This is a genomic window from Gilliamella sp. Choc5-1, from assembly GCF_001690595.1.
Classification (GTDB): Bacteria; Pseudomonadota; Gammaproteobacteria; order Enterobacterales; family Orbaceae; genus Gilliamella; species Gilliamella apicola_M.
Genome location: NZ_LZHH01000083.1, coordinates 36,639 through 57,811, shown reverse-complemented (window position 1 = coordinate 57,811; position 21,173 = coordinate 36,639). Strand labels below are relative to the sequence as shown.

The window sequence follows — 21,173 nt, the reverse complement described above, 5'->3', positions numbered from 1 at the left end:
TGTTTTAAGACATTTAATATCACGCATTCATTAAGCAAGAAAGGATGTCCTTATGACAATGCGGTAGCGGAAGCGACATTTAAAACAATTAAAACGGAATTTGTAAAAGGCCAACGTTTCAACTCAACGGCTGAGTTACAACGCGCTTTTTCGGCTTATGCTTATTGGTATAATCATAAACGATTACATTCTTCGTTAGGCTACTTGCCTCCCGTTGAATTTAAAAAACACTTACCCCTTAATTTTTTTGTTTGAAAATGTGTTGCCATTCCATATCGATATACTACTGATTATCATGGACATGTAATTAAATTAAAAAACCCAGAAAGTATCAGAAAACAAGCTAATGAAATTTATAAAAAAATGAAGCAAGTTAATGATAATGCAAAAAAAAATTAGCTGATATACTGAAAGCGTAATATATAAAAAATAATATCTATGAAAAAAAATTAACATTAACCTTAATAATGATGCCATTATTAATCTATGTATTAGGAGCAATTATGACTGGCTTAATCAATCCATTAGATGTTGCTAAATGCATTAAAGTTCGCACAATGGGGATTAAACCTCACGTGCCTTATTATGGCTCGACCAGAATAATACTTAATCATTACCGAATGCCTACCAATTATCCTGATTTTGCCCCAATTTCCCTTGAAGAAGCTGAAAATGCGCCCTATCGCGTTCAATCTCCGTTTAGTACTAAACTTAAAATCAATGAAGTTGGTAATAATTATCAATTTAAAGAGCGTTGGAGTTATAAACGTAAACCACAATATATTTTACTTAATGAGCGGCAATTAAACAGTTTAAAAGATCTTGAAAATGGCTCTCACTTTTTTATTTTAGATACGCATTTACAACTGCAACCGATCACCATTGAACAAGCAATTACATTACCCAATTATATTAAAGTAACAAGAGAAATGGGCAAAATCATTGCTATTGAAAAAAAACCTTTGCTTTCGATTTGTAAATGGGAATATGGCTACTGGCCCCATAGCGCTAATATGCGTTATTTAAGATTTTTTATCTATGCAATGGATAAAAAAACACTATTACGATCTCTTTATGTGGAATATGACGAAGAAGGTAATGATTTAATGACTATAAGAAAAGACCAAAATAATAAACTGATCAGTATAAGAAAAACCTATCCCAAAGGAAGTCAATATTATTCTGAAACTACGTTATTTAATGAACAAGGAGATAAAACAGCTATCTTTTATACCCCTAGTTCTGGGAACAGCAAAATTGTTCATCTTGATAAACAAGGAAATATAACTGACGTAACATATGGCAGTGTTCCATATCATAGAATTCCAGACTTTCCTGAGGAAGAACGCTATAAAAATCTTACAATTGATACTAGTAAAGAGTACAAAGCCGTTGATAGATTAGAATCTGAAAAATAGATTTTTGACTAAATTTTAGAAATTATATGTGCTATTTTTTAATAAATTATCAAAGTCAAAGGAAATAAAATCATGAAAGGGGTAATTAGATTAGGCGATTTAACTAACCACGGAGGTAAAGTTATTTCTGCTTCATCAAAACTTGTCGTATTTAATAAAGGTGTTGCGCGTGTTGGTGATATGGTCAGTTGCCCAATCAAAAATCATGGTGTTAATCCTATAATTGAAGGAGATCCTCAATTTATAGAAGACGGTAAACAAGTTGCTTTTCATGGACATAGATCAGCATGTGGCTGTACACTAATTTCATCACTAACTAATTTTGGTAAAAATAATTAATGGCTATCGATTTAACTTCGCTTCCACAACCAATAATTCTAAAAAAAGGGCTATCTCGCCTATTTTGGTTTATTGCATTAATTGTATTTATTGCTATTGGCTTATTTTTTACCTGCATGAAGCAACTCAATAGTAATTTAACACTGGAACATCTAATGATTGGTATTAGTTTTTCAGTTTTAAGTTGGTTGATATTATTATCCATATGGTTTTTTGTTCAAGGGTGTAAAAAAGACTATGCTGAAACTTGGAATCAATTAAGAGAAGAACGGAAACAACAGCTCATTGAGTATGGTCAAAGACCGTTGTATGTTATTTTTCACCACTTGATATCTGAATTTGGTGATGATAATCATGCTCAGGCGCTTGTTGGTGGTCTAATGTCACTTGAAACAAGAACAACTAACTTGTCAAATTATTATGAAAATCCAATTTTTTATTCAAAATTTCTATTTAATGATTTAAAACCTGACGATTTTAGTCAAAAACTAGATAAGTTATTTGATAAGTTACATAAGACTTTATCAATTTTAAACGATAACACTTTTAATGGCGTTCAAAAACATATTCGCTTATTTATTGATGTCCCCATATTAACCGAAGATATTAAAAAAATTTGGGAGCATAAGCTAGGGAATACAAACTTATTTGATTCTTGGCAGGTTATTGATGCAAAACAGAGTACTATTTTTTTAGATGACTGGTTAGATGATTTTGCAAATGATGATTATTTATTGTGTTGTATTAGTTTGCATTTATTTGAAAAGCCTGCAGCGTATAGTGCTGAGGCTATGACAAGTATGATTTTTTTAGGTAAAAATCTTATTAATAAACAAAATACTATTCAATATATACAAAAAAGAAAATCGGTGGTAGTTGCCTTGCATCGAACAGAAGAAGGTGAAAAACTTGAGCATGTTCTTGAGCATGCTGAATTATGGGGAAAATTAGACAATAATGAAAATAATAAAACTCAGTTAGGCGCTATTTGGCTATCGCAATTATCACCAGAAACTAACGTCAATGTTTTATCACGATATATTGATAAGCGGTGTTCAATTAAAAATATTTATAATGTTGATTCAGCATTCGGTAAATGCGGTGAGTGTGATTATTGGGTTGCATTAGCTTTAGCTATCGAATATGCCTATCAGATTGACAATAAACAAATGGTTATTGGTGAAAAAAATGCATGTTTTAATGCTACCATTTTAGATAAAATAAAATTTGAGATAGAAAAGGACACATAATGGGAAGACTGATGCTTGGTTGGACATTTATTTGTTATATTGTAGCAATTTGTTGTGTAGCATTTGTTTGGTTTTCAGATAATACACAGCTAATGACTGTGCGCATAAAAGTGGAGTATTCTTTCAAAATATTATTTGTTAGTATTTTATTTACCTTATTTGCCATCGTAATAAAATTGATTCTTAATTTTATTGTTAAAGATATATTTAAAGAGGAAGAAGGAAACTATTTTATAAAAAAACTGAAATAAAAATCTTTTATCTTATAAAAAACATATAAAAACTTCGAAGTTGTCTTATTAAAATAAATTTAATTAAAAATATAATTATCTGCACCAAGTAAAGCATAATACTTAATGTATCTATCTTATTGAAGATTTTATTTTTGGAGTTTTTGCTACTGTTTTTTTTAATTAAAACACATAAGTACTTAATATAATTTTTATGGCTGGGGTACCAGGATTCGAACCTGGGCGTGGCGGGATCAAAACCCGCTGCCTTACCGCTTGGCTATACCCCAATGAAAGGGAGAGATATCTAGCATAGGTAGTGAGATTTTAGCTCGCACACCTGTTCAGAGCTAGAATCTAAATCGAGTGCATCTACCAATTCAACTATATCCGTTTAGGATAATTGTAAAAATAAATTACAAAAGCAATAATAGATTGAATAATCAGATATCAAAAAATTAAGCAGTTGGAATGGCTGGGGTACCAGGATTCGAACCTGGGCGTGGCGGGATCAAAACCCGCTGCCTTACCGCTTGGCTATACCCCAATAAAGAAGACACTAAAATTAAATGGTGCGGGTGGAGAGACTTGAACTCACACACCTTGCGGCGCCAGAACCTAAATCTGGTGCGTCTACCAATTTCGCCACACCCGCACTGAATACTTCCGGTAAAAGTACTACCTAATCTTAATGGTGGCTACGACGGGATTCGAACCTGTGACCCCATCATTATGAGTGATGTGCTCTAACCAGCTGAGCTACGTAGCCATTCATTCGCAACGTCATAACCAACACTGCGAGGCGCATTATGCGTGTATTACGTCAAATCGTCAACCCTTTTTTTAAGATATTTTTAAAAAAAATGATGACTGATTAAGATGCAATCAAATCCAGTTTAATAACGCTTCAATTCGCCTTTTTTGTAGTTCAAAATGAATCTGTTTTCCTGTGTAACCTTCCGCAATAATGTGTTGTACATTGACATTATAGGCAATCTTATAAGCTTCTTTTAGATAATTTGCTTGTACAAATGAGGTTGTTTGGTCAAATGCTTGGCTTGCTATAATGAGTTGCTCAAGGTGTGAAGGGTTACGCCAGACATCAATACTATTTAGTAAAGAGATAATTTGCTCAGCAGTGAGCATTTGTATATGCTCAAGATCATGACGATATTGCTGAACCATAACGGCAATTTTTGTGTAATGGTTAGGTGCTTTGATTTTTTTACATAAGGCTTCAACTACTGGCTTGCTAGGTAGTTGCGCGCATAATACGGCAAATCGGATGGTTAAATCATCAGTTAATAAAGCAGATTGTTTTAGTGCATCAATAGTATTGGTTGATAAATCTAATGAGGGAAAGAGTAATGTCAACGCACCACATTGATCTAACACTTGAAAGTAAATTTGCGGATTTTTTGCTGATAATGCTTTTTCAGTTTCTTTCCATACACGTTCGGCAGTTAGATAGCTAATTTCACCAGCTGATACCATTTGTTTCATTAGCGCTAAGGTTTGTAGAGCTACCGTAAAACCTAGCTGATAAAAACGTGCAGCAAAGCGAGCTACGCGCAAAATACGTAGTGGATCTTCACGAAAGGCGGGTGATACATGGCGTAAAATCTTATGTTTAATATCATCCACACCATGATAAGGATCGACGATATTACCGTTTTCATCCATGGCAATGGCGTTGATGGTTAAATCACGGCGTATCAGATCTTGTTCTAATGTAATCTCTTTACCAAAATCACAGATAAATCCAGTATAACCTCTACCGGATTTACGCTCAGTGCGAGCCAATGCGTATTCTTCTTTAGTGCTAGGGTGCAAAAAAACCGGAAACTCTTTACCGACTTGTTGATAACCTAATGCCAAAAGTTCCTCTGGCGTAGCGCCAACAACAACCCAGTCATGATCAGAAACAGGCAGATGCAACAATCTATCGCGTACACTGCCACCTACAAGATAGATTTTACTCATCTATCACATCCAACGATCTTTCTTGCGTCGGCTTGGTATAATTCTTGGTAATATAAGTCCTAAAATAAGACCGCCTCCAGCAACAAGGCCACCATAGGTAAACCAAGTTATAATAAGGTCACGACGTTTATCATCAACTTGATTTAGCATTGATTCAATTCGTGAATTTTGTTCTTTAACTTTTTGTTCTAGTGCTTCATTTTTATTTTGAAGCGTTTCTATAGATTTTTCAGCCGTCTGCAACTTTTGGATATAGTCACTTAACAATTTTTGTTGATTTGCCTCAGCATTATCAACTTTATCTTGATATTCTGCTAGTTTTGCTTCTAGCGCTGGAAAGCGTTCTTTATAACTAGGTTGTTCATTTAGTTTACTTGTTTCAATCCAAGCGGTGCTACCATTATTAAGTTGAATGCGAGTAAATTTGCCATCTGCGCTTTTTTCAAGCTCAACAACTTTTTCTCCTGCTTTAACTGCATTAGAAAACGCATATTGCGAACCAGGACCTCTACGCAAATAAATATCGACATTATCAGTCACATATTTGTCTATAGCGTAACCATTAAAAGAAATCGCAAAAAACGAAAGTAGTGCAATAATATTATGTTTTTTCATATATTTCCAATAAGCATCTATAAATAGTTTCATGATAACATAAAATAATAGCAAGTCGCATATTCATTTTATAATAAATAGTTTTAAAAACTAAAATAAATATGACCTTCAATAATGAAATCGTTTACATTTTTAATGAGATCTTAATCACAAAATATGAAATTAAAAATATTATTTTATATAAATAGCTATTATTTTATATAAGTGAAATATTACAAATTTGGAGCCATTATGAATTATCGTCTTAGCAACAACAATATAGATATCCTTTTTCGCACTGAACCGTATGCCGAATTGTGTTATTTTGGTAAACGGTTACAAAATTTTCAACCTGAAATGATTGACATGCTTTACCCTGCTGTCCCTAATTCCCGTATTGATGTCAACGTTCCATTTACTCTATGCCCAGAAGAAGGTTTAGGTAATTTTAGCACACCTGGACTTGAAGGACACCGAAATGGTAAAGATTGGTCTCCCGTTTTTACAACTAAAGAGGTTAATAAAACTGACAATAACATTACCATTATTAGTGAAGATAATATTGCTAAACTTCGTTTAACCAGCCTTTTTATTTTAGATAAAAATGGTGTATTGCAGTGTCAAAATACTTTAACCAATTTAGGTGATGAACCATATCAAGTTAATCGTTTTTCTATTACGTTACCTATTCCTGAACGGGCACAAGAATTAATGGCTTTTAGTGGTCGTTGGATTAAAGAGTTTTTCCCTCATCGAACTAAAATATCACATTGTGGTTATTTACAAGAAAATCGACGAGGACGAACATCACACGAATATTTTCCTGGGATGATGGTTGGTACCGAAGGTTTTAAAGAACAAACTGGCGAAGTTTGGGGAATCCACTTGGGATGGAGTGGTAATCATCGCATTCAAGTTGCAGTTAAAAGTAACGGTAAACGTTTTATTCAAGCTGAAGCTCTGTATTATGCAGGAGAAATATCACTAGCTAAAGGTGAATCTTTAAGTACGCCTTGGTTATATGCTACCTATAGTGATGAAGGCTTAAATAAAATGAGTCAACATTTCCACCAGTTTCTACGCAGTAATATTATTAAATTCGCCAAAAATAAAGCTCGTCCTGTTCATCTTAATACATGGGAAGGTATCTTTTTTGACCATAACCCTGATTACATTATGAAAATGGCGACTAAGGCAGCTCAAATTGGTGTTGAACGCTTTATCATTGATGACGGTTGGTTTGGTAAACGTGATGATGATTACCAAGGATTAGGTGATTGGTATTTAGATGAGCGAAAATATCCCAATGGTTTAGAACCGGTTATTAAACATGTTAAAGATCTTGGTATGGAGTTTGGTATTTGGGTTGAGCCAGAAATGATTAATAAAAACTCAGATCTTTATCGTGCTCATCCCGATTGGTTACTTGAACTACCAGGTTATCAACAACCAGAAGGTCGCCATCAGTATTTACTTGATCTACAAAACCCAGCTGTTTTTGAATATCTGCTTGAAAGGCTAACGTGGTTACTCAGTAGTTATAACATTGATTATATTAAATGGGATATGAATCGTGAAATTGTTCAACCTGGTCATGAAGGTAATCCTGCAATTGTTGGCCAAACTAAAACACTTTACCGATTGCTTGATATTTTGCAAGAAAAATTCCCTACCGTTGAAATAGAATCTTGTTCATCAGGTGGAGGTCGAATTGATTATGAGATTTTAAAGCGTACACAACGTTTTTGGACTTCAGATTCTAACGATGCATTAGATAGACAAATAATTCAACGCGGAATGAGTTATTTCTTCCCTCCAGAAGTCATGGGTGCTCATATTGGTGGTGCATTATGTCATACTACATTCCGTGAGCTACATATGAATTTACGCGGTCTAACTGCTTTATTTGGTCATATGGGAGTTGAGCTTGATCCAGTAAAAGTATCTGAGCAAGAACAGAAAGGTTTTGCATATTATATTAATTTACATAAACAACTCCGTCCTTTGTTACATAGCGGTAACTCTGTAAGATTAGATGTTGATGATAACCCAGCTATGCAAAGTTATGGTGTTGTTAGCCAAGACCAAAAAGAAGCTGTGTTTATTATTGCTCAATTAACATTACCAACCTATGCGTTAAGTGGTAATTTGCGATTGGCTGGTTTGTTAGCTGATAAGCAATACCAAATTGAGGTGCTTGATATGCCAGATAATATTGATCCAAAAATAAATGGTCATGTTATGAAAATATTACCACAATGGATGAAAGATAAAACAACACTATCTGGTGATTGGTTAATGGATGTCGGATTACCTTTACCAGTACTTGACCCAGCAACGGCTATATTAATAAAAGTAACTGCTAAATAATGTTATTAATACTTTTAAATTAATTATTTAGCGACTATCAGGGGATTTGCTAATCGCTGTCCCCTTAATATTCAATTTTTAATGAAACAATTCTAGTTTTCAATTCACCAATGATATTATTGGCAAAGTTTTTATTTTACCTTATTATAATCGGTTAATTCGGCCATATATCAAGAGTATTGCAAGCGAATTAACTTGAAGACAGTAAAAGATAATCCTTTTCACTCTAAGCATTTTTCTTAAATTATTGTTAATCTACAGAACTCTATATTGACAAATATTAAGTATGAAAATTATCCATATTTTATAAATAGTAATTAATTAAAAGGTTTTTTATGGCGACAATAAAAGATGTTGCGCGTTTAGCTAAAGTTTCAGTTGCAACTGTATCTCGCGTAATCAATAACGCAAATAACGTTCGAGATAATACTAGAGATACCGTAAAAGAAGCTATGGAAAAATTAAACTACTATCCTGATGCTAATGCACGTGCTTTATCACAACAAAATTCGAATACTATTGGCATTGTTGTAGCTGATGTATCGGATCCATTTTTTGGTGCCATGGTTAGTACCGTTGAAAAAGTTGCCTCACGAACAGGTCATTTTTTGTTGATCGGTAATGGCTATCATAATGAGCAACAAGAATATAATGCGATTACTCAATTAATTGAGCATCGCTGTTCGTCGTTAGTTGTACATGCCAAAATGCTCTCTGATAGCGATCTAGAAAAATTGATGCAACAAGTACCAGGTATGGTTCTAATTAATCGTATCGTAAAAGGATTTGAAAAACGCTGTATTGCTCTTGATGATCGTTACGGCTCTTATCTTGCAGTCAAACATTTAATTCAACATGGACATACTAGAATTGGTTATTTATGTTCAAATCATAATATTTCTGATTCATCTGATCGTTTACAAGGCTATAAAGACGCATTGTTAGAACATGGTATTGATGTTAATGAAAACCTTATTGCGATTGGTTTACCTAATGAAATAGGTGGCGAACAAGCAATGATGTCATTACTTGAACGCAACTGCCATATCACCGCAATTGCTTGTTATAACGATTCAATGGCTGCCGGTGCAATGTCTGTGCTTTATGATAATGATATTAAAATTCCAAACGATATTTCGATTATTGGTTTTGATGATCTTGTTTTATCGCGTTATTTACATCCTAAATTAACTACCATTCGTTATCCTTTACAGACAATGGCTGAAAAAGCTGCTGGATTAGCACTAAAGCTTGCGAAAGGAGAAAGTATTCCAACAAATTTGATTAACGTCTATATACCAACCTTAACTAAGCGTTATTCAGTAGCTTTTATTAATAGTTAAAAATAAAGTAGTTATACATCAACAAAGTATCCATTTTTCATCTGAACCATATATTTTACATCTATAATATAGTTCAGATGATAAGTCTTATTTTATATCACTTAGAACCAAACTTCTGTTTGTACACCAAAACTAATTTGATGATCTTTACCATTAAAATCAAATTTACTAATATCATTTTGTAGTGCTTCTATATAAGAAACATAAAAACGAATATCAGGTCGTGAAGATAAAATACTTTTTCCGACTTTAAATGAATGGTAAAGTGTTGTTTTATATCCTTCTTCGACATAAGTTTTACTTTTAACTTTGTCTTTCTGACGAAAGTAACCTAGTTCAACACCGCTTTGATTATAAGTATCCCAGATATAAGCTGGTCTTATTGCTGATTTAAAACTTGTAAAATCAATATGTGGAAGATTAATATCATAAGAATAAACATCATTTCCTGAAGTTAAAGCCAAAGCATGGGCAACAATGATATTATCGCTTAAATAAGCTTCACCTTCCGATACAAAACGATAAGCTTTACCACCAGTATGTGTACCTATATAGTCATTATCCGAATTACTGGCAAACTCTGGGTTATTAGTATTAATGTTAGCCAACTGTGATGCAACAGAATTGGTTGCTGTCTGTAATGTAAACTGATTAAATCCGCCAAAAAATTCATTTTGACGCAAAACAAGGCTACCAAGCCAAGCATTTTTAACAGATATACTATTTTGAATTTTAGATTTATTTGGTGCTGAATAACGAGCATTTAAACCAAGCGTTGCATTTTGCCATAATGGGATATCACGATAGCGAATTTCTAGTTCGTTTAAATCAACTTCTTCCTTTTTGTATTGGTCAATTTTATTTACTTTACTATCATCAGTACTAATTATTTCTTTTTTATTTTTCACATTTACATCTGCTCTAACTAATGATAAATCAAGAGCACCGACACCGACTTTAAGATTTTCAATACCAATACCTCCACCTGCTGGCGTTTTTTGTGTTTTCCAATCAAGCATTTGTATTTCATTATAAGGCAAAGAATGTTTACCCACCCATAATTTCGCATCAGGGAAACGTGGCACAAATCCTTTTGTTTCTAAATATATATCTGAAAATTGCATAATATTGTCATCTTGCGTATTAAATAAACCCGCAGCTTTATTTGTTGCCACGTTTCCATCAATCATAACAATTGCATCAACTCGCCTTCCATCTTGATCATAGACTTTTTGCTTAAAGATAAGATCATACCAACCACCATATTCATTACCAAATCGACCTAATGCACCTTCAGCATAATTTTTAGGTTTACCATTGCTTGAAGTTGACCAACCACCACGGAAGTAACCATTATAAGAAAATCCTATTTCTTCTTTAATATAATCTTTAAATTCAGCTAAAGTAAATGAAGTCTTTTCTGGATGATTGCTGTCTTGCATAGTATCGGTTTTTGGTGTACTAACTAGTAAAATTTGATTATTATTTGCTTGTACAGGATTAAATGGAGCCTGTTGCTTTGTAATTGCTACATTTTGATTATTTTTAAGCACTTTTTTCTGATTATTTATAATAATTTGTTGTTTTTGAAGATGATTATTTAATTTAGCAAGTTGCTTATTAGAATCAATCACTTGCTTTTTCAAATCATTAGACTCTTGACTAAGAACTAATAACTTTTGCTCTAATAACGCAATTCTTGCTTCTAGCTCATCTTGAGTTGCTGCCATCGCATTGGGTAAATAACACAAACCTAGCATAGTCATTAAAACAACTCGTTTTGGTTTGATTTTATATACTATTTTTTTTGAAAATTTCATTTCTCCCCTCCCCTAAACTTATTATTAAAAAATATTTAAAAATCTTTTAAATTTGAGACAAAAAAAAACCTAAAAAATAGTCATAACTATTCTTTAGGTTTTGCCCGCTATAAATCGGTAACAATCCAATACCTTTTAATAGGTAATTTCAATATAACTAATAAAAACGACTATTCAAAAACTAAACACTAATATTGTGATAGATATCACATTAAAAATTATCATGTTATATACAACATTAGTAAATATATTTCCCCTCGAATCATAATTTTTTAATTAATAAAAATCGATAAAACTAGATTTAATATTTTATGTATACGATTACATAAATGTTAACAAGATCACCGTATTTAATTACAGACTCCCTATAATAATTAGTAAATAAATCGGTGATAGTAACAATAATCAGAGTAAAATGGAGAACATATGAATCCTTCTTTCAATGAAATTATAAGCCGGCACGATTGGAATAATTTATCTGTTTTAAGTATTAATAAACTCGATACCCATCCAAAATTTCATAGTTGGCGAAATAAACAACAAGCTAAAAATAATAGTGATTCAGATTCTATAATATCGTTAAATGGTAATTGGTTTTTTAGTTATTTTACAAGTCCCAAGCAAGTTCCAGAATCATGGTTACAAAAGGAACTTGACGCAACTACAATTAAGGTACCATCTAACTGGCAGTTAAAGGGATATGATGCGCCAGTTTATACCAATATACGTTATCCTTTTCCATATAACCCACCTTATGTACCAGATGAAAATCCAACAGGATGTTATTCACGATATATTTCTGTGACTAAAGAGTGGCTGACTAAAGGCGATACACGGATTATATTTGATGGGGTTAGCTCTGCATTTCATCTTTGGTGTAATGGGCAATGGGTTGGTTATTCGCAAGATAGTAGAATTCCAGCAGAATTTGATCTAACGCCTTTTTTGAAAGTCGGTAAAAACCGCATAGCAGTATTAGCCTTAAAATGGTGTGATGGCAGTTATCTTGAAGATCAAGATATGTGGCGATTGAGTGGTATTTTCCGAAATGTTTCCCTACTGAATAAACCTAAATCACACTTAAGTGATATTCACATTGATACTTTACTTGACGATTGTTATCAAAATGCAACTTTATCTCTACAGGCCGATATTGAGCATGATGGAAACATGGATTTATTGGATGTAGGTATTGAATTATGGCAGCAAGATAAGTTAGTTGTCGAGCATATGCAATCAATTGGTTTACCTTCTGTTGACGAAAAAGGAGGATACACTGACCGTTTATGTTGTCAAATACCGGTTACTAAACCACAGTTATGGAGTGCTGAAACCCCAAACCTTTATCGAATTATTGTTAGTTTATATCACAAAAAAACAGGATTAATTGAATCAGAAGCTTATAACGTTGGATTTAGGACTATTGAAATTAAACATGGACAACTATGCTTAAATGGTAAACCACTATTAATTAAAGGCACAAATCGCCATGAGTTCTATCCTGATTTGGGATATGCATTGACCGAAGAAGCAATGTTGCATGATATCAAATTGATTAAACAACATAATTTTAATGCTGTGAGGTGTAGTCATTATCCTAATGATCCTCGTTGGTATGATCTTTGTGATCTATATGGGCTATATTTAGTTGATGAAGCCAATATCGAATCACATGGTATGTTTCCTATGTCTCGTTTGTCGGCCAATCCTAGATGGCTTGCAGCTTATAGTGAACGTGTAACACGAATGGTTCAGCGCGATCGTAATCACCCTTCCATTATTATTTGGTCGTTAGGAAATGAATCGGGACATGGGGCGAACCATGATGCACTTTATGCTTGGATTAAAAGTAACGATCCAACTCGTCCTGTGCAATATGAAGGCGGTGGCGCAAACACTACTGCCACTGACATTATTTGTCCTATGTATGCCCGCGTTGAGCAAGATCAACCACACCCTAATGTTGCCAAATGGGCAATAAAAAAATGGATTTCATTACCAAATGAAAATCGCCCACTTATTTTGTGTGAATATGCCCATGCAATGGGTAATAGCCTAGGTGCATTTTATAAATACTGGCAAGCGTTCAGACAATATCCTAGGCTACAAGGTGGGTTTATTTGGGAATGGGCTGATCATGGGATACGCTGTTCTACACCTTCTGGCGATAATTATTGGGCTTATGGCGGTGATTTTTGTGAGGCTTATCATGATAGGCAATTTTGCTTGGATGGATTAGTCTTTCCTGATAGAACTTCTCACCCAAGTTTGATTGAAGCCAAAAAGGTACAACAGCCATTCCAATTTAAGCTAATTAGTCAAAGACCGTTGGTTATTGATATTACAAGCGAATATCTATTTCACTATGCAAATAATGAAACTTTATATTGGGAATTATTATTTAATGGAAAAAAATATCAAAAAGGAAAAATTAAGCTTAATATTAAACCCAATAGTTCATTACAAATAACTTTACTTAACGATATAGCAAATGATTTAAATTGTGAAGACTTACATTTATCAGTTCGTGTTATTCAAAACAAGGCTACACCATGGTCACAAGCTGGTCATATTGTTGCATGGGAACAATGGAAATTAGCTAATTCTTATATTCCTTCATTAGCTTTTTGCCAAGCAAAAAATAAACTAAAATGGACCGAAACTAAAGATGATTACATTATTAATTACAAAAACCAAAGTTGGCTATTTAATAAAAAAACAGGGCAGCTTTACCAATGGACAAAAGGTAATAAACCATTATTAGCTTCACCTTTTGCTGATCAGTTTGTTCGTGCACCTATTGATAATGATATTGGTATTAGTGGCGATTTTGATAGTAATAATAATCCATTCGCTTGGGTTGAGCAGTGGAAAGCCGCTGGTTATTACGATCTAACCCACCAATGTTTAGGTATGCATCTTACACAATCAACAGATAAGATTGTGATCGAAGCACTGCATGGATATTTGTTCAAAAACAAAAAAGTAATTCAAACTAAATGGCAATACGAGTTCGATCAAGAGGGCAAATTCACTTTATCTGTGCAAGTTGATATTGCTAACGATATGCCCGCACCAGCTAGAGTCGGTTTATGTTATCAAATGAAACAGATTCCTAAAAAAGTAAAATGGCTTGGCTTAGGACCTCATGAAAATTATCCTGATCGAAAAACATCAGCTATTTTTGGTGATTGGTCGTTACCTTTTGCAGAACTTTATACACCTTATATTTATCCATGTGAAAATGGATTGCGTTGCGAGGTTAAAAGATTGCAACTTAATGAGATGATCATAACTGGACATCAGTTTAAATTTAACGTTAATCAATATGGGACAGAGCAATTAATAGAAAAAACTCATCGTCATTTATTAGAACCTAGGTCATGCGCTTATATAAGTATTGATGCTTATCATATGGGAATTGGTGGAGATGATTCTTGGACACCAAATGTACATCATGAATTCTTACTGACAGATAAACACTATAGCTATCAGCTTATGTTTAAATGTTAAATAAGCCATCTAAAAATATGGCACCGTTTTGGGTGCCTTATTTTTATTCAATTGTATTTTTCGATATGGTTATTTCTTAATAATTGTTATATTCCATTTAACATTTCACCATCAAACAGCTTATCAAGTTCTTCGATAAATTCTTGCTGAGGTAGGTGATAAAAAATGCCTTGCTCGGGCATTCCTCGTAAAAAGAGATAGTATACCCCTCCAAAATGCGTTTGGTATTGGTAATTAGACAAACGTCCTTTTAAAAAACGATGCAATGCTAAACAGTAAAGTTGATATTGTAGGTCATAGCGATGATCGCACATCACTTTTTCAAGTGCTTCTTGGCTATAAGCATCAACACATTCACCTAACCAATTAGATTTATAATCAACCACATAATATTTCCCTTCAAATTTGAAGACTAAATCGATAAAGCCTCTTAGCATACCTTGTACCGACTCAAAATCTAATTCGGGACATAATCTTGATAAATGATCATATTGTTTACACAAACTATCTAATTGCTGACTAGTGACTGTTTTGCGTATAGGGAGATAGAATTGCAATTCGTTAATATGTTGCCCCATTAACACTTGCGATAATATTAAATTTGGATCATGCAGTTTTGTAGTCAATATCTGTTGCATCCAATTTGTTACTACGCTATTCCACTCTGTTTCTAAATTGAGCTTTTTTACCATCTGATTACATAATTCAACAAGATTATCTGATGTGATATCTTCCATAATGCTGTGCATTAATGTACCGACATATGCTCCTTTAGGAAAATGGTGGATATCATATTGTGTGTCGTTTGATTGTACTTTATCGGATTCGTATGGGGATTCGTCCCAGTCATTAATAAGATCAGGCTTATAAGCCAATACATTATGATTATGCTTTTGTAATTCAGTATAACTTGTGACCCGCCAACTGTCTGAGATATTACGCGAAAATACGTTAGCCGATAATGATTGATTTGGCAAAATTGGCGGAATATACTGTTCGCTCTCTATTGGTAATTGGATATCAATTAAATTAGCTATATTGGCAATTGATCTTAATTCACTTTTTAATAAATGATTAATAGCCGATTGGCTTTTTTTCAATGAAGCAAGTCCAATACTACAATGATAAACCGAGCGAGTCATTGCAACATATAATAGCCGCAAATCTTCAGCAAGTCGCTCTTTTTCTATCTGCTCTTTAATCTCATCAGACTGTAACCATGCATAAGTTGGCTGATAGTCATTATTTTTATCATGATAAAATTGGCTATCGGATGCACGATATATTGAAATAAATGGTAACCAAACAATCGGAAACTCTAATCCCTTTGATTTATGAATAGTAATAATCTTGACAAGGTTTTCATCACTTTCAAGGCGTTGCTGATGATTTTCTAAATTTGGATCTGGGTTAACAATTTGTTTTGTCAACCACCGAATTAAGGCGTGTGGACCATCTAACTCATTTGATGTTTCTTGAAGTAATTCACCTAAATGCATTAAGTTAGTTAATGTTCGTTCACCATCTTGGCGAGCTAAGATGTTTTCAGCTAGATGCCGTTTTTTCATCATTCGGCGTAACATAACCAATACATCATAATATTGCCAAATTGCTTGATATTGTTTGAATTCTTCGATCAAACTTTCCCATTTATCTTGATCGTCAGTGATTTGTTCAAGGTCTGTCATGGTTTGACCTAATAGCGATGTCATTAATGCTAGCTTGAGCATTGTTTCGTTTTCTGGCATTAAAACAGCTTGCAATAGGCTCAATACATCTTTTGCTTCATTTGAAGAAAACACACTACTATTGTTTGACAAGTAGACACTTTTAACACCGCAATGAGTCAATTTTTGTTGGATAACTTCGGCTTCACGCCCATTACGCACTAAGATTGCAATGTCAGCTGTAGTCACTGGACGTTGTTCGTTTTCGCTATCAATTAACATTGACGAATTAGACAGTAAAGTCACTATTTGAGTAGCACAACAACTAGCCATGTGTTCTTGATAATCTGAATTAGTTGCAATATCATCAGGCAGTAAGTAAGCAGATAATGCCGATACTTCTTGGTTGTTAACTTGCAAAGACTTTTGCTGATTCCGTTTTGCCGCTTCCATGGGTAAAAAAGGAATATCATTAAATATAAATGGATTATCGCAATTAGAAAATAATTGGTTAACAGCTTTGACCATCGAAGCAGATGAACGATGGTTTACATCCATGGTAAAAGAATTTTCCCCTGTCGATTGTTTAGCTTTTAAGTAAGTGAATATATCTGCACCTCGAAAGCTGTAAATTGCTTGTTTTGGATCACCAATAAATAATAGACCTCGATCTAACTTTTTCCTGTCATAAATACGATCAAAAATTTGATACTGAGCAGGATCGGTATCCTGGAACTCATCAATTAAAGCAACACAATATTTTGAGGCTATACTTTGCGCCAATCGATCTCCTGCTTTTGCTTTTAGTGCACGATTTAGTTGCCAAATAAGATCGTCAAAGCTCATCTCGCCATTTTTGATTTTTTCGTTATAGAGCCCTTTTTGAATTACACTGACGATATCCATTAAGATTTGGCTTCGTAGATCAAAAGGTTGTTTATATAGATCGTCAATTTGTTCAAAAAACGGATGATATGGAACACTTTTTCCTTCTTTCGTCTTTTCGATTAAAACTGATTGCTTAAATTTTTCAAGTTCGTTAGGTAATTCAAACGTTCGAGTTTCGCTGTTAGCCCATGCCGATACTTTAATTACCCAATTGGGTAGATTTCGACTACTATATGATTGTTTGCTGACACCTGATTGTACAATGATTTCAACTAATTTTTCAGACAAAGTTAACCAAGATTTTTTAATATTTTCAATTTTTTCATAACTTTGTTGGTAAAAAAACTTTATTGTTGTACTTATATCTAGGTTTACCTTGCCAGCATTGTTGAAATCTAACCCTAAATAAGGGGTGATGTCTTTTAGCAATGCCGTTGGATCTTGCCATGTAGCAAGCACTAAATAAGCAAGTGGTTTATCAAGTGGTGTAAAATAGTGACGCCAAAAATCTTGGGTTACTCTTAATTTTAATTCATATTCATCAGAAATTAGCTTTTGCTCAAATAAAACACCCGATTCAAATGCATGGCTAGTTAGTATTCGTTGGCAAAAACTATGTATAGTATAAATAGCCGCATCATCCATTGACTGTTGAGCAATAGTAAGTTGCTGTACTGCAAATTTTCTATCATCAATTAATTCAATGAGTTGTTGATAAATAGGATCTTTATGATGTCCTTGTAATAGGCCTATTCGCAGTTCTTGAATATTTTGCCTTATCCTCGATCGAAGTTCTTGAGTTGCCGCTTTGGTAAAAGTCACAACCAGAATTTCGTTAACATTTAAAGGCCTTGGGTAACTATTTTGACCAATGCCCAATAATAATCTTAAGTAAATAAAGGCAAGAGAATAAGTTTTACCAGTTCCAGCCGATGCTTCAATTAAAGTTCGACCAGTTAGAGGTAAATCAAAAAGATTAAGTTTTTTTACTCCGCTTGATGATACCATTCAAGATTTCCTGCAGAGTTTGGTAATAAACTAATACAAGCTATTGCGGCAGTAGAAAACATAGGAGGAGCAACTTGCGGACATAGTTCATTAACTAAATATCCCACTAATGGCAAATGAGATACAATAATCACATTTTCAACCCCATCATTTAACAATATTGCTAATACGTCAGCAATATGAGATGGGCTACCACCAGGCACTAAAAATTGATTAGTTTCAACTTTTGCAACACTAACGTGTGATGATAATTCTGTTAATGTTTGTTGAGCTCGCAAATAAGGGCTAACCAAACCAATTTCAAATTGAAAATTTTGCTGTTTAAGCCATTTGCCAGCTTGATTTGACTGATTAATGCCATAATTTGTTAATGTTCTACTGGAATCCGATGAAGCAGAAAACCCTGCTTCACCATGTCTCATAATACAAACTTTCATCAATATTCAATTAACGTAATTTTAATTGGAAAATCATGCATTCTGCACCACAACAAAAGGTAAATTTTGCTGATAATTTAAAGCCATCGCTTATTTTATCAATATTGCTATTAATTTCACACGGCTCTGTTGCGACATCATTTGCAGCTTGAGTTAAAGATGCTAACTTAGCTTGAGCTTCTGATTCTGTCGCAAAGATGTGTTCATATTCAGCGCTACAGTCTTCATTATCAATTATTGTACCAACATCCACACAACAACATGCTGGAGTTTCGTTTGCTTTGCATTTGTTTAAAGAATCTGCCATGCTTACCTCTAATTAACTGTTAATATTTGTAATAGTATACTCTTAATCATAACTTAGGGCAAAGCGCTAACTCTATTTTGTTATCTAGCTGAATATGATGCTGTATGTGACTACTAAACTATGTTGTTAGTTGAGATAAAAGGGATTAAAGATACCTCTGCCATTTGGCAGAGGTCAATACATTAGAATTTAGGCGCTGTTGGGCGACTACGCTTTTTTGCAAACGGTTTATCAGATGTATCTGATTTACTGTTTTTACGAGCTCGTTTAGTATCAGACGCTGCTCCACTGATTAAGCTCATTTTCATTGGTTGATTAAGTACTCTTACTTTTTCAAAATGTTTTAGTATGTCTTTTGGCATACCTTTTGGTAATTCAACTGTCGAATAAGTATCATAAAGCTTGATATTACCAATGTAACGACTGCTAATATCAGCTTCATTAGCAATTGCCCCCACAATATGACGAACTTCAATACCGTTCTCTTTACCAACTTCAATACGATACATATCCATATCACCAACATCCCGTCGTTCTCGACGTTTTGGGGATTCACGATTATCACCTCGTAAACGGCGTTCACCGCCACGATTATCCCGATCTCGCATTTCACGCGATGGTTTAAACACTGGATCTGGTGGCAAAATTAAAGGGCGTTCCCCTTGTGCTAATTTTAATAAAGCGGTTGCAATCGTTTCAAGATCGGCTCCACTATCAGCTTGTATTTGTGCTAATAACTTTTGGTACTCATCTAAATCACTACTCTCAAGCTGTTTCTGGACTTGCTCAGTAAATTTTGCTAAACGACGCTGTTCAAGTAGCTCTTTTGATGGCAACCCAACTTCTGGAATTGTTTTTTTGATAGTTTGCTCTATATTCTTAAGTAAACGACGTTCGCGGCTATCAACAAATAAAATAGCACGACCAGCACGACCAGCGCGACCCGTTCGTCCAATACGATGAACATAAGATTCAGAATCTAACGTGATATCATAATTGATAACTAAACTAATACGCTCAACATCCAAACCACGAGCAGCAACATCGGTTGCGATTAATATATCTAAACGACCATTACGTAAACGATCTAATGTTTGTTCACGCAATTGTTGTGTCATATCACCATTTAATGCAGCACAACTATAACCGTGCTTTTCAAGCACTTCCGCCACATCTAAAGTAGCTGATTTTGTTCGAACAAAAATAATAGCCGCATCAAAATCTTCTGCTTCTAGAAAGCGAACGATAGCTTCGTTTTTACGCATACCTCTAACAAGCCAATAACTTTGGTCAATATCAGGGGCAGTTTGATTGGTACCTTTGATCTGAACTTCTTTAGGATTTTGCATAAATCGTTTAGTAATACGACGAATTGGTGCTGGCATTGTTGCCGAAAATAAAGCTGTTTGATGATCATCTGGAATCGTTGTCATAATGCTTTCAACATCATCAATAAAGCCCATTCTTAACATTTCATCTGCTTCATCAAGTACTAATCCCTTAAGATTAGAGAGATCTAAGGTTTTACGATTTAAGTGATCAAGCAAACGTCCTGGTGTACCAACTACAATTTGAGGGCCTTGTTTTAAAGCACGTAATTGAACGTCATAGCGTTGTCCACCATATAAAGCGAGTACTTTAACCCCTTTCATATATTTTGAATATTCAGAGCAAGCATCAGCAACTTGTATAGCCAATTCACGTGTAGGAGCTAATACTAAAAGTTGTGGTGCTTTTAAGTTTGCGTCAATATTCATTAAGAAAGGGATTGAAAACGCAGCAGTTTTGCCACTACCTGTCTGTGCCATACCCAATACATCATTCCCCTCTAATAATAGAGGAATACATTCAGATTGGATTGGTGATGGTTTGCTAAAACCAAGATCATTTAATGCGTTAAGAATATCCTCGGATAAACCAAGATCAATAAAAGAAACTTCTTTTGTCATGTAAACTCGCTTATAAATTTTGAATATATAAACTCACTTATTTAGTAAAAATCCTGA

At 34.0% G+C, this 21,173-nt stretch carries 15 protein-coding genes and 4 tRNA genes; 8 read left to right on the top strand and 11 right to left on the bottom strand.

Annotated elements, in window-relative coordinates; translation table 11 throughout:
- The 5 genes from A9G35_RS07370 to A9G35_RS07350 all read left to right on the top strand — a co-directional run.
- On the top strand, positions 1-255 hold a 255-nt coding region (locus A9G35_RS07370), incomplete at its 5' end, for an integrase core domain-containing protein (protein WP_141673821.1).
- A gap of 248 nt (positions 256-503) precedes the next feature.
- Entirely contained in the window at positions 504-1,418 is a 915-nt protein-coding gene (locus A9G35_RS07365) for a hypothetical protein (protein ID WP_065636309.1), read from the top strand.
- Positions 1,419-1,490: 72 nt separating this feature from the next.
- A complete protein-coding gene (locus A9G35_RS07360; protein WP_065636308.1) occupies positions 1,491-1,757 on the top strand; it encodes a PAAR domain-containing protein in 267 nt (88 codons plus the stop codon).
- Positions 1,757-3,007, top strand: a complete 1,251-nt coding sequence (locus A9G35_RS07355) for a hypothetical protein (RefSeq protein ID WP_065636307.1) — start codon at positions 1,757-1,759, stop codon at positions 3,005-3,007. Before A9G35_RS07360 ends, A9G35_RS07355 begins: the two co-directional genes overlap by 1 nt.
- Positions 3,007-3,258, top strand: coding sequence for a hypothetical protein (locus A9G35_RS07350; RefSeq protein ID WP_065636306.1), 252 nt, complete (start codon positions 3,007-3,009; stop codon positions 3,256-3,258). Before A9G35_RS07355 ends, A9G35_RS07350 begins: the two co-directional genes overlap by 1 nt.
- Before the next feature lie 194 nt (positions 3,259-3,452).
- Here the strand turns inward: A9G35_RS07350 and A9G35_RS07345 are convergent.
- From A9G35_RS07345 to A9G35_RS07320, 6 genes are all read right to left on the bottom strand, one after another.
- Positions 3,453-3,527, bottom strand: a tRNA-Gln gene (locus tag A9G35_RS07345).
- A gap of 182 nt (positions 3,528-3,709) precedes the next feature.
- Positions 3,710-3,784, bottom strand: a tRNA-Gln gene (locus tag A9G35_RS07340).
- A 23-nt stretch (positions 3,785-3,807) separates the two neighbouring features.
- Positions 3,808-3,892 (bottom strand) — tRNA-Leu (locus A9G35_RS07335).
- Positions 3,893-3,929: 37 nt separating this feature from the next.
- Positions 3,930-4,006: transfer RNA gene (locus A9G35_RS07330), tRNA-Met, on the bottom strand.
- A gap of 116 nt (positions 4,007-4,122) precedes the next feature.
- On the bottom strand, positions 4,123-5,220 hold the full coding sequence (locus A9G35_RS07325; RefSeq protein WP_065636305.1) for a multifunctional CCA addition/repair protein: 1,098 nt from the start codon (positions 5,218-5,220) through the stop codon (positions 4,123-4,125).
- 3 nt (positions 5,221-5,223) lie between these two features.
- Positions 5,224-5,835, bottom strand: coding sequence for a TIGR04211 family SH3 domain-containing protein (locus tag A9G35_RS07320; protein WP_065636304.1), 612 nt, complete (start codon positions 5,833-5,835; stop codon positions 5,224-5,226).
- Positions 5,836-6,066: 231 nt separating this feature from the next.
- Here A9G35_RS07320 and A9G35_RS07315 point away from each other — a divergent pair, with 231 nt between their 5' ends.
- Both A9G35_RS07315 and A9G35_RS07310 read left to right on the top strand, forming a co-directional pair.
- Positions 6,067-8,184, top strand: a complete 2,118-nt coding sequence (locus A9G35_RS07315; protein ID WP_065636303.1) for an alpha-galactosidase — start codon at positions 6,067-6,069, stop codon at positions 8,182-8,184.
- A gap of 335 nt (positions 8,185-8,519) precedes the next feature.
- Positions 8,520-9,527 carry a substrate-binding domain-containing protein gene (locus A9G35_RS07310; RefSeq protein WP_065636302.1) on the top strand — a complete coding sequence of 336 codons (1,008 nt, stop codon included), beginning with the start codon at positions 8,520-8,522 and terminating at the stop codon, positions 9,525-9,527.
- Between the two features lie 101 nt (positions 9,528-9,628).
- Here the strand turns inward: A9G35_RS07310 and A9G35_RS07305 are convergent, their stop codons facing one another.
- Complete coding sequence (locus tag A9G35_RS07305; protein WP_081300159.1) at positions 9,629-11,347, bottom strand: carbohydrate porin; 1,719 nt, start codon at positions 11,345-11,347, stop codon at positions 9,629-9,631.
- A gap of 426 nt (positions 11,348-11,773) precedes the next feature.
- Here A9G35_RS07305 and A9G35_RS07300 point away from each other — a divergent pair, with 426 nt between their 5' ends.
- Positions 11,774-14,860 carry a beta-galactosidase gene (locus A9G35_RS07300; RefSeq protein WP_065636301.1) on the top strand — a complete coding sequence of 1,029 codons (3,087 nt, stop codon included), beginning with the start codon at positions 11,774-11,776 and terminating at the stop codon, positions 14,858-14,860.
- A gap of 86 nt (positions 14,861-14,946) precedes the next feature.
- Here the strand turns inward: A9G35_RS07300 and recB are convergent, their stop codons facing one another.
- The 4 genes from recB to A9G35_RS07280 form a co-directional block, all read right to left on the bottom strand.
- Complete coding sequence (gene recB, locus A9G35_RS07295; RefSeq protein WP_065636300.1) at positions 14,947-18,423, bottom strand: exodeoxyribonuclease V subunit beta; 3,477 nt, start codon at positions 18,421-18,423, stop codon at positions 14,947-14,949.
- The gene (gene sixA, locus A9G35_RS07290) at positions 18,402-18,860 is read right to left on the bottom strand and encodes a phosphohistidine phosphatase SixA (protein ID WP_065636299.1); all 459 of its coding nucleotides are present in this window, start codon (positions 18,858-18,860) and stop codon (positions 18,402-18,404) included. Before sixA ends, recB begins: the two co-directional genes overlap by 22 nt.
- Before the next feature lie 10 nt (positions 18,861-18,870).
- Positions 18,871-19,167: a YfcZ/YiiS family protein gene (locus A9G35_RS07285; protein WP_034909671.1), complete on the bottom strand. Its 297-nt coding sequence runs from the start codon at positions 19,165-19,167 to the stop codon at positions 18,871-18,873.
- A 182-nt stretch (positions 19,168-19,349) separates the two neighbouring features.
- Positions 19,350-21,116 carry a DEAD/DEAH family ATP-dependent RNA helicase gene (locus tag A9G35_RS07280; RefSeq protein WP_081298286.1) on the bottom strand — a complete coding sequence of 589 codons (1,767 nt, stop codon included), beginning with the start codon at positions 21,114-21,116 and terminating at the stop codon, positions 19,350-19,352.
- Positions 21,117-21,173: the final 57 nt, after the last annotated feature.